Annotated in this window: 15 protein-coding genes; 10 read left to right on the top strand and 5 right to left on the bottom strand. The window is 36.1% G+C overall.

Translation table 11 applies throughout. The features are described from left to right. Positions 1-24 precede the first annotated feature (24 nt). The 3 genes from lpxA to rnhB are packed head-to-tail and all read left to right on the top strand — an operon-like array spanning position 25 to position 2,542. Complete coding sequence (gene lpxA, locus J3U66_RS07640; protein WP_065633782.1) at positions 25-804, top strand: acyl-ACP--UDP-N-acetylglucosamine O-acyltransferase; 780 nt, start codon at positions 25-27, stop codon at positions 802-804. Beyond that, a complete protein-coding gene (lpxB, locus tag J3U66_RS07635; RefSeq protein ID WP_267334023.1) occupies positions 804-1,958 on the top strand; it encodes a lipid-A-disaccharide synthase in 1,155 nt (384 codons plus the stop codon). Before lpxA ends, lpxB begins: the two co-directional genes overlap by 1 nt. Next, positions 1,952-2,542, top strand: coding sequence for a ribonuclease HII (gene rnhB, locus J3U66_RS07630; RefSeq protein WP_267371127.1), 591 nt, complete (start codon positions 1,952-1,954; stop codon positions 2,540-2,542). Before lpxB ends, rnhB begins: the two co-directional genes overlap by 7 nt. 2 nt (positions 2,543-2,544) lie before the next feature. Here the strand turns inward: rnhB and J3U66_RS07625 are convergent, their stop codons facing one another. Together J3U66_RS07625 and J3U66_RS07620 are read right to left on the bottom strand one after the other, a co-directional pair. Further along, on the bottom strand, positions 2,545-3,144 hold the full coding sequence (locus tag J3U66_RS07625) for a YiiX family permuted papain-like enzyme (RefSeq protein ID WP_267348615.1): 600 nt from the start codon (positions 3,142-3,144) through the stop codon (positions 2,545-2,547). A 102-nt stretch (positions 3,145-3,246) separates the two neighbouring features. Next, a complete protein-coding gene (locus tag J3U66_RS07620) occupies positions 3,247-4,536 on the bottom strand; it encodes an NAD(P)/FAD-dependent oxidoreductase (RefSeq protein ID WP_267348613.1) in 1,290 nt (429 codons plus the stop codon). A 338-nt stretch (positions 4,537-4,874) separates the two neighbouring features. Here J3U66_RS07620 and J3U66_RS07615 point away from each other — a divergent pair, with 338 nt between their 5' ends. From J3U66_RS07615 to rraA, 5 genes are all read left to right on the top strand, one after another. Further along, positions 4,875-5,846 (top strand): HlyD family secretion protein, encoded by a 972-nt coding sequence (locus J3U66_RS07615; protein WP_267344471.1) that lies wholly within the window; start codon positions 4,875-4,877, stop codon positions 5,844-5,846. Beyond that, positions 5,828-6,967, top strand: coding sequence for an ABC transporter permease (locus J3U66_RS07610; RefSeq protein WP_065633777.1), 1,140 nt, complete (start codon positions 5,828-5,830; stop codon positions 6,965-6,967). Before J3U66_RS07615 ends, J3U66_RS07610 begins: the two co-directional genes overlap by 19 nt. Positions 6,968-7,025: 58 nt before the next feature. After that, a complete protein-coding gene (locus J3U66_RS07605; protein ID WP_416379733.1) occupies positions 7,026-8,141 on the top strand; it encodes an ABC transporter permease in 1,116 nt (371 codons plus the stop codon). A gap of 111 nt (positions 8,142-8,252) precedes the next feature. Further along, positions 8,253-9,131, top strand: coding sequence for a 1,4-dihydroxy-2-naphthoate polyprenyltransferase (locus tag J3U66_RS07600; protein ID WP_267348609.1), 879 nt, complete (start codon positions 8,253-8,255; stop codon positions 9,129-9,131). A gap of 85 nt (positions 9,132-9,216) precedes the next feature. Next, positions 9,217-9,708 carry a ribonuclease E activity regulator RraA gene (rraA, locus tag J3U66_RS07595; RefSeq protein WP_267334102.1) on the top strand — a complete coding sequence of 164 codons (492 nt, stop codon included), beginning with the start codon at positions 9,217-9,219 and terminating at the stop codon, positions 9,706-9,708. Positions 9,709-9,794: 86 nt separating this feature from the next. On the opposite strand, the gene dprA is transcribed toward rraA, so the two are convergent. Next, positions 9,795-10,898 (bottom strand): DNA-processing protein DprA, encoded by a 1,104-nt coding sequence (dprA, locus tag J3U66_RS07590; RefSeq protein WP_267348607.1) that lies wholly within the window; start codon positions 10,896-10,898, stop codon positions 9,795-9,797. Between the two features lie 159 nt (positions 10,899-11,057). On the opposite strand from dprA, the gene def reads away from it, so the two are divergent. Then, the gene (gene def / locus J3U66_RS07585; RefSeq protein WP_065633774.1) at positions 11,058-11,570 is read left to right on the top strand and encodes a peptide deformylase; all 513 of its coding nucleotides are present in this window, start codon (positions 11,058-11,060) and stop codon (positions 11,568-11,570) included. Between the two features lie 36 nt (positions 11,571-11,606). Here the strand turns inward: def and grpE are convergent, their stop codons facing one another. Further along, positions 11,607-12,191, bottom strand: a complete 585-nt coding sequence (gene grpE / locus J3U66_RS07580) for a nucleotide exchange factor GrpE (protein WP_267334015.1) — start codon at positions 12,189-12,191, stop codon at positions 11,607-11,609. Between the two features lie 153 nt (positions 12,192-12,344). Here grpE and nadK point away from each other — a divergent pair, with 153 nt between their 5' ends. After that, the gene (gene nadK / locus J3U66_RS07575) at positions 12,345-13,223 is read left to right on the top strand and encodes an NAD(+) kinase (protein WP_267344474.1); all 879 of its coding nucleotides are present in this window, start codon (positions 12,345-12,347) and stop codon (positions 13,221-13,223) included. Between the two features lie 107 nt (positions 13,224-13,330). Here nadK and J3U66_RS07570 read toward each other — a convergent pair whose 3' ends face one another. Beyond that, on the bottom strand, positions 13,331-13,834 hold the full coding sequence (locus J3U66_RS07570; RefSeq protein ID WP_267348605.1) for a phosphatidylglycerophosphatase A: 504 nt from the start codon (positions 13,832-13,834) through the stop codon (positions 13,331-13,333). Positions 13,835-13,912 lie beyond the last annotated feature (78 nt).

Raw genomic sequence — 13,912 nt, 5'->3', positions numbered from 1 at the left:
CTAAAACAGTATTAAGGAACTGCTATGGCAACGGAAATACACCCAAGTTCAGTAATTGAAAAAGGCGCAAAAATTGGCGATAACGTCAAAATTGGACCTTTTTGCTTTATTGGTGAAAATGTTGAAATTGGCAATGGGACTTTTTTAAAATCACATGTTGTCATCAATGGTCATACTAAAATTGGTAACGATAACCAAATTTATCAATTTGCTTCAATCGGTGAAGTTAATCAAGATTTAAAATATCGAGGTGAGCCAACTCGCACCGAAATTGGCGATCGTAATATGATTCGTGAAAGTGTGACTATCCATCGAGGAACGGTTCAAGGTGGTGAGTTAACGCGTATTGGCAGTGATAATTTATTTATGATAAATGCCCATATTGCACACGATTGCCATATTGGAAATCATTGCATTTTAGCCAACAATGCAACACTTGGTGGGCATGTTCAATTAGACGATTATGTCATTATTGGTGGTATGACAGCTGTACACCAATTTTGTGTAATAGGATCACACGTAATGGTAGGTGGCTGTTCAGGTGTTGCGCAAGATGTCCCCCCTTATGTGATTGCCCAAGGTAATCATGCCACTCCGCATGGTGTTAATTATGAAGGTTTAAAACGCCGTGGATTTAGTAAAGAAGCGCTACAAGCCATTCGTAATAGCTACAAAATTCTTTATCGAAACGGATTAAGTTTAGATGAAGCTAAAATAGAAATTGAAACACTCGCAAAACAGCATCCAGAAGTACAATTATTTGTCGACTTTTTTGCGCGCTCAACACGTGGCATGATTCGTTAATGGCAGATAAGCCCTTTACTGTCGCTTTAGTTGCCGGCGAAACTTCTGGCGATATTCTTGGCGCAGGTCTAATCTGCGCTTTAAGAAAACTTCATCCCAATATTCAATTTATCGGTATCGCTGGCCCCAAAATGCAAGCCGAAGGCTGTCAAGCTTGGTATGAAATGGATGAGTTATCGGTAATGGGAATAGTCGAAGTATTAGGAAGATTGCGCCGCATTTTATCCATCCGCCAAGATATCACTAAACGCTTAATCGCCCTTAAACCAGATGTTTTTATTGGTATTGATGCCCCTGACTTTAATCTCTCTTTAGAAGGTAGGCTAAAACAAGCCGGTATTAAAACCATACATTATGTGAGCCCATCAGTTTGGGCATGGAAGCAAAAACGCGTGTTTAAGATTAAACGTAATACAAATCTGATTTTGGTCTTTTTACCGTTCGAAAAAGCGTTTTATGATAAGTTTGATGTGCCGTGTCGTTTTATTGGTCATAAAATGGCGGATGACATCCCTTTAATACCCGATCAATTCGCAATGCGCCAACAATTAGGTATCCCACTTAATAGTCGTTGTTTAGCGCTATTGCCGGGAAGCCGCCATGCTGAAGTCACGCTATTATCGGCGCCTTTTTTACAAGCAGCTCAGTTGCTAGAGCAACGTTTTCCAGATTTACATATTGTTGTACCTTTAGCAAATGCAAAAAGGCGACAAGAGTTTGAACAAATTAAAGCACAAATCGCCCCTAATCTTAAGGTTCAATTATTCGATGGTCAGGCGCGTGAAGCAATGATTGCAAGTAATGCAGCTATTTTGGCATCAGGAACGGTTGCTTTAGAATGTATGTTGGCTAAATGCCCAATGGTGGTTGGGTATAAAATGAAAGCCTTTACGTTTTGGCTAGCTAAAAAATTAATCAAAACTCCTTATGTTTCATTACCTAACATTTTAGCCGGTAAAGCGATTGTACCTGAATTACTTCAGCATGACTGTACACCCGAAAATATCGCTAATCACGTTATTCCTCTCTTAGAGAGTGATAATACAGAATTGAAAGCAACCTTTTTATCATTACATAAGCAAATTCGTTGTAATGCCGATGAACAAGCCGCTCAAGCAGTACTTGATGTTTTAGAGGACTCACCTTGTTGTTAGAATTTACCTACCCTGATGCCACATTAATTGCCGGTGTTGATGAAGTTGGACGAGGACCATTATGCGGGGATGTCGTTACCGCGGCGGTTATTTTAGATCCCAATAAACCGATTAAGGGATTAACAGACTCCAAAAAACTGTCAGAAAAAAAACGCGAACAACTATTTGACATTATTAAAGAAAATGCATTAGCTTGGTGTGTTGCAAGGGCATCTGTTGAAGAAATAGACAAGTTAAACATTTTACACGCTACCATGTTAGCTATGCAACGAGCTGTAGATGGATTATCGATTAAACCCAATTTTGTTTTGGTAGATGGTAACCGTTGTCCTAAATTCGGCATTCAAACACAAGCCGTGGTTAAAGGTGATTTACTTGTTGCTGAAATTAGTGCTGCGTCAATTCTTGCAAAAGTGACGCGTGATCGTGAAATGGTTGAATTAGACAAATTGTATCCACAATATGGACTGGCTCAGCATAAAGGTTATCCAACTAAAGCCCATTTAATTGCCATTGAAGCGCACGGTATTAATCACTTATACCGAAAAAGCTTTGCTCCGATAAAAAAATTACTGTTAGTTTAACACTACCAATGCTTATCAACAGTAATCAATAATGGCGAGTTAAACATAGCGACAGGCGAAATAACTCTTTCTTGATAAGGAATATTATTCCCATAGCGCTCTTTCAATTTTTGTTTAACTGCTGGTGCTGACAGATTAAAATCTTTAATTCTTTGTAATTGTCCAATTTTCAACGCTAATGCTCGGTCATAAATTTTCCAAACTAATTCTGAGCAATAAATATATGTATCATCCCAACCAAACCAAATATCGTAAGGCTTATTTTCAAATGAATGAGCAACTTGTTTTAAATGAGAAATTTCTTGCTGTGATAAAGGGTGATCTTTTAGACGTTTAATTATATATTTTCTGTTTTTTCCTCGATTTATCCATTTCTCAAACGGTGTATAGACCACTTTATTTGCCGCTTCAAAGACATAAGGTTTTCCATTTTTAATAAAAATTATTCCCATATGACTATAAGGTGAGTTAGTAGCTTGTTGAACAGCAAGACTTTGACGGGATTGAGAGGATTGAAAGATAATATCCCCATCTTGAGGTTTGTAGTCAGCAACACAAATAAAACTGGTTAATAATAACACCAGTACAGAAACAAAACGCATCAATAAAAACCCAAACAGCTAAACTCATTAGCTGAAATTATATAAAAAATAGCTACTTATAATTTTTATTCTTATAAGTAGCTATATGTTTTTATGTAAAAACTAATCTCTGTTAGTAAAAATCGACGATGCTTTAGCTTTATACATCACTTTACTTGCGCTAGCAAACCGAATGGTTTTAAATACGCCAAGTAAACTCGCCTGATGTGTACGATAAAGTAACCGATGAATCATTAACGCTAAAAAGCCTTTAACACTCATTTCACTTTTACTGCCTAATTTAACCACTCCTTGTGCAGTATCGTGCAACGAAATTATGGTACCTTTGTCAGAATATTTAAATGACTTCATTGGTTGATTATTAAACAAGTTAACAATGTTTTCATAACATATTTTTGCCATTTGATGTGCGGCTTGCGCGGTAGGAGGAGATGCATGACCGTTATCTTGCATAGCATAGGCACAATCACCAATAACAAAAATACTATCATCTCGCGTAGTTTGTAATGTCGGTTTGACGACCAATTGATTAGAGCGGCTCGATTCTAAACCGGCAATCTCTTTTAAAAAGTCAGGGGCTTTAACACCAGCAGTCCAGATCATAATATCGGCTTTAATCTCGTCCCCTTCTTTAGGGTAAAAACCGTCACTTTCAGCTTTGGTAATCATGGTTTTAGTCAACACATGTATACCACGTTTTTGTAAAGTTTGAGTAATACTTTTCGCTGTTTTTTCTGGTAAGGCTGGTAGAATTCGATCTGTTGCTTCAATTACCGAAACATCTAACAAATCAGAACACATTTTATTGCGCCCACAAGCACCGAAGGTTTCAACCATATGAGGTAGCTCCGAGGCTAATTCAACACCTGTTGCGCCACCACCTACAATAGCAATACGGATTTTATCTTCATCTTTTGTTTCGCTCTCATCAATAATAGAGCAAAAACTGGTAAATTTAGAAATTAAGGTTTCACGTAACTTAATTGCCGCATTTTGATCATCTAAAAAGATACAGTGCTCTTTCACACCTGGCGTACCAAAATCATTAGAAGTGCTACCAATTGCTATCACTAAAAAATCATACGCAAGGGACGTTGTTTCATTATTATTGTCGATAATTTTAACTAATTTGTTATCTCGATCTATATCGGTAAACGTACCTTGAGTAAATCCAAAACCATGATCTTGCCCTTGAGAAGAGTAATAAATATTATCAACTTGTTCATCAAGAACACCAGTTGCAACTTCATGTAATAGTGGTTTCCAAAGATGATAACTATTTTTATCGATCAACGTTATCTGTGCTTTATTACTTTTTCCCAGCTTATCGCCTAGGTCTGTCGCTAGCTCTAAACCACCAGCGCCACCACCAATAATAATTATTTTTTTCATAAATTTTAGGCCTTAGTATTTCAATTTTAAATATCATACTAAATAAGTCGGTTTTTATCTATTTCTTTTAACTAATCTCATTCATAAATAAAATCTATTAAAATAGTAGTTTAGAATGATTGAAATTTATATATCGTCCAAATAAAATAATAGTAAAATCAATAAAAGTGCCAATATTTACGTATTCTTTAAACAAAGAACGTGCTTTCGTTGTTTAAATAAAACACATTTCGTATAATATAAAGAAAAGTTACAATTTACGTATGTAAAATCCATATTGCATACAATTATCCTAACTCTTTAGGCCTTATCTAATTACTGTCACTCTTAAAAAATTTATGAATAAAAGAACTTTTATTATTATTGCATTAATTGTTATTTTAATTTCAATGACAATTTTAATTCGATCACACAATAATCAACTCATATTACAAGGTGAAGTTGATGCGCCTAATGTCAGTATCTCGTCAAAAGCGAAAGGTCGGGTACAAGTCATCAATGTCAATCGAGGCGATGATGTTAAGCCAAATCAGATTGTTATTACCCTTGATAGTCCTGAGCTTTTAGCGCAAGTCAAAGCGGCCGAAGCGGCTCGCGATCAAGCTCAGGCGCAAGTCGAACTTTCAGAACATGGCACACGGGAAGAAAGTATTCGTTACTACGAAGCACTACTTAAACAAGCCACAGTAGATTACAACAATGCATCAAAAGAGTATGAACGTAATAAAGCCATTTCAAGCAAAGGATTTGTCTCTCAATCAATATTAGATAATGCTTTAAAAACTCGCGACGCTGCTTTTCAACAAGTTCAATCTGCGCAAGCTAATTTAGATCAAGCCAAAAATGGTGACCGAGTTGAACAACGTCAAATTTATGATGCGCAATTAAAGCAAGCAGAAGAACAACTTAAACAGTTACAAATCCAATACGATGACTTGAAAGTTAAAGCCCCAGTTGAAGGTGAAATTGGCTCTATCCCGGCTGAAGTTGGTGAGTTATTTAATGCAAATAGTCCATTATTAACCATAATTCGATTACCCGAAGCCTATTTTGTATTTAATCTTCGTGAAAATATTATGCCTAATATCCACAAAGGTGATCACGTTAAATTAGAAGTACCTGCACTTGGCAATAAAGAGGTTGAAGCGGAAATTCGTTATATCGCGCCTATGGGTGATTACGCAACTAAGCGCGCAACTCGTGCCACCGGCGACTTTGACTTAAAAACATTTGAAGTTAGACTTTATCCAACTACACCTATTGCAGGTTTACGCGCTGGCATGAGCACCTTATGGAAATTAGACAACTAATTTTAGACTTTTGGCAGCGTTTTAAACAAGCATTTAACGCTGAAATACCAGTCATATTTAGACGGTTTACCTTCCACTGGTTAATGTGGATTTTACCGCTGATTATTTTCATATTAATCAGTAGTATCTTCCATCGTGGGGTATTATTTGATTTGCCAGTTGGCTATATTGATAATGACAAAAGTAGTTTATCACGTGAAATAGTGCGCGATCTCAATGCTGGCGCACATGCTAATCTTATCAATTATGATAGCCAACTTTCTATTGCTGAACGTGATTTACAAAAAGCTAAAATTTATGCCATTTTGTATATTCCACCCAATTTTGAAGCGGACGTATTAGCCGGTCGTCAACCTACGCCTATGCTTTATTATAATGCGTTGTATTATAGTGCAGGGCTGTATTCAATTATGGATTATTCAGGTTTGATTGCCACATTAAATACTCAATATCGAACCACAATGGCAACCAGTGTTGGCTTACCTGTTCCAACGTTGGCAAAAGTTAACTTCAATTATGATGGGCTATTTAATGCGAGCGGTAACTCGATGTACTTCCAACAGTTCTCTGCTGTCGTGCATTTGTTACAACTATTTGTAGTCACAACCACAATTCATATTTTAGCGCAGCTACCTAAACGTACTCGCCCAAATTATCCGTTTGTGCTCGGTAAGTTAGCACCTTATACCATTTGGTATACCATGTTACTCATTTTCGAAATCGCCATGTTGGTGCTATTTTCGCATGCTCGCGTATCAGGTTCACCCTTTGCTATGATTGTGGTGGTGTTCTTTTATGTTATTGCTGCACAAAGTATTGGTATTTTGCTTTACACATTTACCAAAACCTCTTTAGATGCCTACACCTATATTGGTGTCTTGGTTGGTTTGGCACTCACTTATTCTGGTGTAGTTGTACCCGAATTATCGATGCCTTGGATTGCAAGATTTATCTCATCTCTTGAGCCGTTAACCTATGCTCTAAATAAATTGTTTGATCTATTTTTGCGGCATTCTAGTTATCTTTCAGTACTAAAAACCTGTAGTATTTTAATGATTTACCCAATAATTATTACAGTGTTAGTTCGAAAACGCTTAGTTAGACGGCTACATTCACAGTAAGAGGAAACATTTGGTGGTTAAAATATTTTGGTCTTCATTTGCAAAAATATTTTTATTTATGCTAGTACGCCCGATGTGGTTGTTGCTCTTAGTATCTGTCTCGTTGATGAGCTTAGTGTATAGTAATGGTACGATTACAAGTTTACCTGTAGCAATTGTTGATCAAGATCATACCGCAACCAGCCGTAGCCTTATTCGTTCTTTAAATACCAGTTCCAAGATTGAAACAATTATATACGAAGGTTCATTAGAAGCTTATGACGATATCAATAATCGTAAACTGTTTGCTGTTTTCACCATTCCCCGAGATTTTGAAAAACGGATCTTAAGTGGTCAAGAAGTGACAATCCCAGCTTATGGTGATGCTTCAAGCCGTTTAGCTAATGGCTTAATACAGGTGGACATAAAGGGCATTTATCAGCAAATATTAACGGAATTTAACAGCCGAATTATGCGAAATAATGGTTTTTCAGACAAACAAATCAATGTCATTCTTTCACCAATAAATGGTCAAACTGAGCCTCTTTATAATGCTGGAATTAGCTTTGCTGCAATAACGTTCCCGGGTTTATTAGTGATGTTATTACAACACTCATTTTTGATTGCTTCAACGCGCACGAATATAACTTTAAACTCACTGCCTCAAGGAAAACCACCCAAAATCGCGGTAATAGGTAGTTTATGCGGTTTAATTCCAATTTGGTTATTCTTATCAATTGTGCTATTTGGTTTATGGCCTTGGGTTTTAGGATACAGGCAATTGGCAAACATACCAGAAATTTTAATTATGACATTTCCATTATTGCTTGCAGTTTTAGGTCTCAGCAAATTACTGACCGAGTGTTTACGTAGAGCAGAAATGATCTATTTAACACTGGCATTTTTAACAACGCCTGTATTTTACTTATCCGGTACAATTTGGCCGCTCGATGCCATGCCTCTTTGGGTGCAAACAGTTTCAAGAATGTTACCCTCAACTTGGGCAACCAATATGATCGCCGGCGTTAACCAAATGGGTTTAGGCCTAACAGATAATTGGTTTAATGTATTTATGATTTTAATGCTTGGCGTGATGTACGGCTCGCTTGGTTTTTTTATTGCCGCATTAAGACAAGGGCAAGTAAGACGATTCTTTAAAAAAATGAAAAGAACTTATATTGCTAAAATTAGATAAATAAAATTCACTTAGTTCATCATTAGCAGTTAATATCAATTACTGTTATGATGACTACAAATTTTTTAAATTTAAATAACATGTTAAATGTCAATGAAATGTTATCCGTGGATGATTAGTTTACGTCCAAAAACATTAGTACTTTCGCTTTCTGCAATTCTTATGGGTAATGCGCTAGCTTATTGGCAGCACGCATTCAATCTATTTATTATGCTGTTTTCAATCACCACAGCCGCTCTATTACAGATATTATCTAATTTAACCAATGACTATGGTGATGCCATTAAAGGGAGTGATAAGCAAAATCTCAGCGCACATGCTCGAGGCATTCAATTAGGTTTAATTACCTTAAAGCAATTAAAGATAGCATTATGGATTAACATTTTGTTATGTATCTTATCGGGATTAATTTTAATTATTGTTGCCTGTAATAGTGTTTATCAATTATTAAGCTTTATCCTGTTAGGACTTTTGGCGATTATCGCAGCCATCACTTACACTATTGGCAAAAAACCTTACGGTTATATTGCACTAGGTGATTTATCCGTATTGCTCTTTTTTGGCTTAGTTGGGGTAATGGGCAGTTATTATTTACAAACTAAATTATTATCTGTATCGATTATCTTACCATCTATTGGAAGCGGCTTATTGGCCGTAGCGGTTCTTAATATTAATAACTTACGCGATATTGACAGTGATCGGCTCAATCATAAAACAACGCTTGTAGTTTTGATGGGAAACACGCTTGGACGATACTACCATATATTGTTATTGCTCTGTTCTCTAAGCTTTTTTAGCTTGTTTGCTTATTATCAACTACACACTATTTACAGTGGATTATTCTTAATAATCTTACCACTATATGGCAAACATATTTATGCGGTTTTACAATATCGCAATTCAAATCAAGCATTACCTTTGTTAATACAGATGGTCAAACTTGCTTTATTAACTAATTTACTTTATTGTTTGGGTATTATTTTGAGCTAGCTCACGTTTATTTAAATTTTATGTCGTGTTAATCAATGCTAGCGTTATACTAAACACAATTTAAAATGCAAAAGGAGACTCGATGATGGAGTTTGATACTTCAATTCTTTGCGATTATTACCCAGAAGATGTTAACGTCGTTGAACCAATTTTCAGCAATTTTGGTGGTGTATCGTCATTTTCAGGTCAAGCTGTAACAGTAAAATGTTTTGAAGATAACGGCTTATTATACGAAGTCTTACAATCTAATGGTACTGGCAAAATATTGGTGATTGATGGTGGAGGATCGGTTCGACGAGCACTGATTGATGCAGAATTAATTGATATTGCTATTCAAAATCAATGGGAAGGCATAATTGTTTATGGTGCGGTTCGTCAAGTTGATTACCTTGCTGATGCTGAAATCGGTATTCAAGCTCTTGCATCAATTCCTGTCGGCTCAGAAGATCAAGGTGTGGGTGAAGTCGATATCCGCGTTAACTTTGGCGGTGTAACTTTCTTTTCAGGTGATTTTGTCTATGCCGATAACACCGGTATTATCCTATCTGAAATTGCATTAGAAATTGAAGAAAAATAAAAAGTATATTCCCCCACCGATTCATATCGGTGGCAGTTATTCTTAGCCTATAATCCAGCTAAATATTTACGACAATATAAAATGTATTAGCAAGTTCTTGTACGAATAAAACCGCCAGTTACTGTCATAATTAATCCAGCAATTTCCATCTCTAATAGTTTACTGGTTAGTTCTGGAATCGGTAAATCAACTAATGAGGCTATCACATCAACAGCTATAGGTTGGTGATGGATCACAGCAAAAATTTCGGGATACAAAATATTATTGTTAGTGTCATCATGTTGTTTTTTTACTTGCCGATCCATTGTTGATAAATAACCACTATAGTGTTCTAAAATATCGATAGGTTGAGTCACTAAATAGGCACCTTGTTTAATTAAATAATGGGTTCCACTACAGTTTTGATTATCAATATCCCCAGGTAAAGCAAACACATCACGATTTTGTTCAATAGCATAACGCGCAGTAATTAACGATCCACTTTTTTCAGAGGCTTCAACCACAAACGTACCTAAACTTAATCCACTAATAATTCGATTGCGTCTTGGAAAGTACTCAGATCTCGCGTTTTCAAAGGGCAAAAATTCTGATACTAATGCCCCATTTTGGGCCAAAATATCTTGCGCAAGTTTAAGATTAGATGTTGGTGCGATCTTAGCTAAGCCACTGCCAAGAACGGCTAGAGTATTACCCGCGACTTCAAGTGCCCCTCGATGACAAATTGCATCTAAACCAAGCGCTAAACCACTGGTTATCGTTAAACCATTAATCGCAAGTTCACCGGCAAAATATCGTCCCCATTGTGCGCCATATTCACTAAATTCACGGCTACCGACCATCGCAATTTGGGGAGAAGATAACAGCTGAGCGTTTCCCATCACAAATAAAAATATAGGGGGAGAACTGATTTGTTTTAGTAAAGCGGGATAGTGTAAATCACAATAAGCGATCAACGATCTAGGTGGAAAAGAATTATTTAACCATTTGAGTATTGGTTCAAAATGTAAATAAGAGATAGATAAGCAATGTGCTTGTTGAGTTTGGCTTAAGCCTAATTTTTCTAATAAAAAAGGCACATCCTTAATTTGATTAGGTAGACCAGATACAAAAAACTGACTCAATTTTTTAAAAATAGCCAGTTTTCCGTGACCAAGCATTGAAATTCGAAGCAAGAATTCATATTTACTCATTACATTCCTCTTGATTCACATCTAAAACAGATGCCTTACCTTGAATTGATAAGATATATTTTATCAATAGCCAACTAAGGCTATTCATTACCAAGATAAATGTTTACAATGTGAGCAAGTTGATAAAACCTAACAAATGAGGAGTAGATCGAACAATTTATGGCTATTTTACCGGTATTACGTTTTCCTGACGAACGACTTCGCAAAGTTGCAAAACCTGTAACTAATTTTACACCTGAGCTACAAACCATCATTGATAATATGATTGAAACAATGTACGCCGAAAATGGTATTGGACTTGCGGCAACTCAAGTCGATGTACATGAACAAATTATTGTTATTGATGTTTCGGAAGACAAAAGTCAAGTTTATGTCATTATTAATCCAGAGGTTATTAGTCAAGAAGGTGAAACAGGTATTGAAGAAGGTTGTTTATCAGTTCCTGATTGCCGTGGATTTGTACCAAGAGCAGAAAAAATTAAAATTAAAGCACTTGATCGTCATGGTAACCCTTACCAAATTGATGCCGATGAATTATTTGCTATTTGTATTCAACATGAAATGGATCACTTAAAAGGTAAATTATTTGTTGATTACCTTTCACCATTAAAACGTCAACGAATTGAACAAAAAATGAAAAAATTGACTCGAGAAGAGCAACGCAATAAATAAGTTTAGCCGCCTTTTTAAGGCGGCTCATTTTTTACTTTATTTAGCAACAATTACCATAGCTGGACGAATTAATCGACCATTTAACGTATAACCTTTTTGAATGGTATTTACGATTTGACCTGATTGATGTTCAGGTGACTCAACCATACTAATCGCTTGATGTAAATCTGGATTTAATTGTGAATCTTGGGTGTTAATCACTTCAATACCAAATTTTTTCACGGTATCTAAAAATGATTTTAAGGTCAGCTCTAAACCTTCAACCATTGCTTGATGCTGTGGATTATCCTTATCAGTTGATTCTAAAGCACGTTCTAGATTATCAATGACAGGTAATAATTCATTCGAAAACTTTTCAAGCGCAAATTTACGGGCTTTATCAACATCTTGCTCTACACGTTTGCGCACGTTGTCGATCTCGGCACGAGCACGAATCATGGCTTCGCTTTCATTCTTTTTAGCAATTTGTAATTCTTGTTCAAGCTCGGCAATTCGTGCATCTTTCGCTTTTAATTGCTCATCAACATTAGGTTGAGCTTGTGTAGCTTGCTCGGTTGATGATTCGGTTGCGGTATCAATGTTAGATTCATTTTCTGACATATTCTTATCTTGCTCTGTCATACGGTACTCCAAATGTAGTCGAAAACTTAGTTAATAACGGTTATTATGGGGACAAATTTTATTATTACAAGCTTAACAATAAGTTGATAGATATTTTTTTGGCTGTTATAAAAAAATACAGAGATTTATATCTAACAATAACAAGGATATTCTATGCGTGCACCATTTAAATGCATTGGCTTAATTGGCATTCCAAGAAAACTTGAGGCAATCGAAACACATAGCGTACTCTATGATTGGCTGGTTAAATTGGGAATTGAGGTTTTAGTTGAAGACCGATTAGCGGAATATATTAAATTCCCGAACAACATTTATGCTTCACTAGATAAAATCGGTGAACAAGCAGATTTGGCTATCGTGGTAGGTGGCGATGGTAATATGTTGCGCTCAGCACGTTGCTTATCACACTATAAAATTAAGGTAATTGGCGTCAATCGTGGCAATCTGGGTTTTTTAACCGATATTTCACATGAAAAAGTGATCGAGCAGTTAAGCCCAGTGATTGCAGGTGAATATGATGATGATCCTCGCTTTTTAGTCGAAGTCTCTATTTATGATAATGGCAAATTAATCAACTCGGGTTTTGCCGTTAATGAAATTGTCGTTACACCTAATACGGTTGCGCATATGATTGATTATGATGTTTACATCAATGAACGTAATGCCTTTTCACAGCGGGCTGATGGCTTAATTATTGCCACACCAACTGGCTCAACAGCCTATTCTTTATCTGCGGGCGGACCTATTTTAGCCCCACATTTAGATGCTTTAATTATTACACCTATGTTTCCGCATTCATTAGCAGTTAGGCCATTAGTTATTAAAAGTGACAAACCTATTCATCTTAAATTTCCAACCACCGCACTCGATCTAAATATCGCCTGTGACAGTCAAATAATTTTACCGGTGAAACCAAGTCAGGATGTGATTATTCGCCGTTCAGAGTATGAATTTAACCTCATTCACTCTAAAGACTATGATTACTTTAATAATCTTTCAACTAAACTTGGCTGGTCACAAAAAATGTATTAGCCAATTTAAATGGCTCTTTTTTAGCTATCATCGTTATGAAAGACAACTCGCTTGTTAAGATAAAAACAAGCGAGAATAAGAGAAAGCAAAACAATATTGTTTTTAAATCAGCAGTTAATCAGATAAGTGAATAGATAAACAGTAATAGAAGAAAAAATAGCGGCGATAACATCATCGATCATAATCCCAAATCCACCTGGTACACGCTTATCAAACCAACGAATAGGCCACGGTTTTGCCATATCGAATATTCTAAACGCAACAAAAGCAATCATGACCCAGAGAATAGAAACTTGTGGAATAAAAAATAAAGTTATCCACATGCCGACAAATTCATCCCAAACGATATGTCCCGAATCATGAGTATGCGTATCATCAGATGTTTTTTGACATAAAAAACAACCAAATATAAAGGCAACGACCATCAATACCCAGTATAAAATGGGTTGCAAGCCATTAAATAATAACCAACACGGAATTGCCATTAATGAGCCCATGGTTCCTGGCATAATAGGCGATAAACCACTGCCTAGCCCAACCGCTAAAAAATGGATTGGATTGGTAAGTTTTAGGTATTTTTTAAAATCTTTATTGCGATCTTGTTTAGTCATTATGTCGTGATTCTTATTGATAAAATTTTGCCGACTAAAGTCGGCAAATTATAAAAAGCTAATGCCTTATAAGCATTA

The organism is Gilliamella sp. B2969, from assembly GCF_026536195.1.
In the GTDB taxonomy this organism is placed as follows: Bacteria; Pseudomonadota; Gammaproteobacteria; order Enterobacterales; family Orbaceae; genus Gilliamella.
Note: the sequence above shows the minus strand (reverse complement) of the source record. Positions and strands in the feature narration are given on the sequence as shown.

Coding starts and splice junctions, on each gene's coding strand:
- lpxB (WP_267334023.1), top strand. CDS start 804: ATGGCAGATAAGCCCTTTACTGTCGCTTTAGTTGCCGGCGAAACTTCT.
- def (WP_065633774.1), top strand. CDS start 11,058: ATGGCTATTTTACCGGTATTACGTTTTCCTGACGAACGACTTCGCAAA.
- J3U66_RS07620 (WP_267348613.1), bottom strand. CDS start 4,536: ATGAAAAAAATAATTATTATTGGTGGTGGCGCTGGTGGTTTAGAGCTA.
- J3U66_RS07625 (WP_267348615.1), bottom strand. CDS start 3,144: ATGCGTTTTGTTTCTGTACTGGTGTTATTATTAACCAGTTTTATTTGT.
- dprA (WP_267348607.1), bottom strand. CDS start 10,898: ATGAGTAAATATGAATTCTTGCTTCGAATTTCAATGCTTGGTCACGGA.
- lpxA (WP_065633782.1), top strand. CDS start 25: ATGGCAACGGAAATACACCCAAGTTCAGTAATTGAAAAAGGCGCAAAA.
- J3U66_RS07570 (WP_267348605.1), bottom strand. CDS start 13,834: ATGACTAAACAAGATCGCAATAAAGATTTTAAAAAATACCTAAAACTT.
- nadK (WP_267344474.1), top strand. CDS start 12,345: ATGCGTGCACCATTTAAATGCATTGGCTTAATTGGCATTCCAAGAAAA.
- J3U66_RS07600 (WP_267348609.1), top strand. CDS start 8,253: ATGATTAGTTTACGTCCAAAAACATTAGTACTTTCGCTTTCTGCAATT.
- grpE (WP_267334015.1), bottom strand. CDS start 12,191: ATGACAGAGCAAGATAAGAATATGTCAGAAAATGAATCTAACATTGAT.
- J3U66_RS07615 (WP_267344471.1), top strand. CDS start 4,875: ATGAATAAAAGAACTTTTATTATTATTGCATTAATTGTTATTTTAATT.
- J3U66_RS07610 (WP_065633777.1), top strand. CDS start 5,828: ATGGAAATTAGACAACTAATTTTAGACTTTTGGCAGCGTTTTAAACAA.
- rraA (WP_267334102.1), top strand. CDS start 9,217: ATGGAGTTTGATACTTCAATTCTTTGCGATTATTACCCAGAAGATGTT.
- J3U66_RS07605 (WP_416379733.1), top strand. CDS start 7,026: ATGCTAGTACGCCCGATGTGGTTGTTGCTCTTAGTATCTGTCTCGTTG.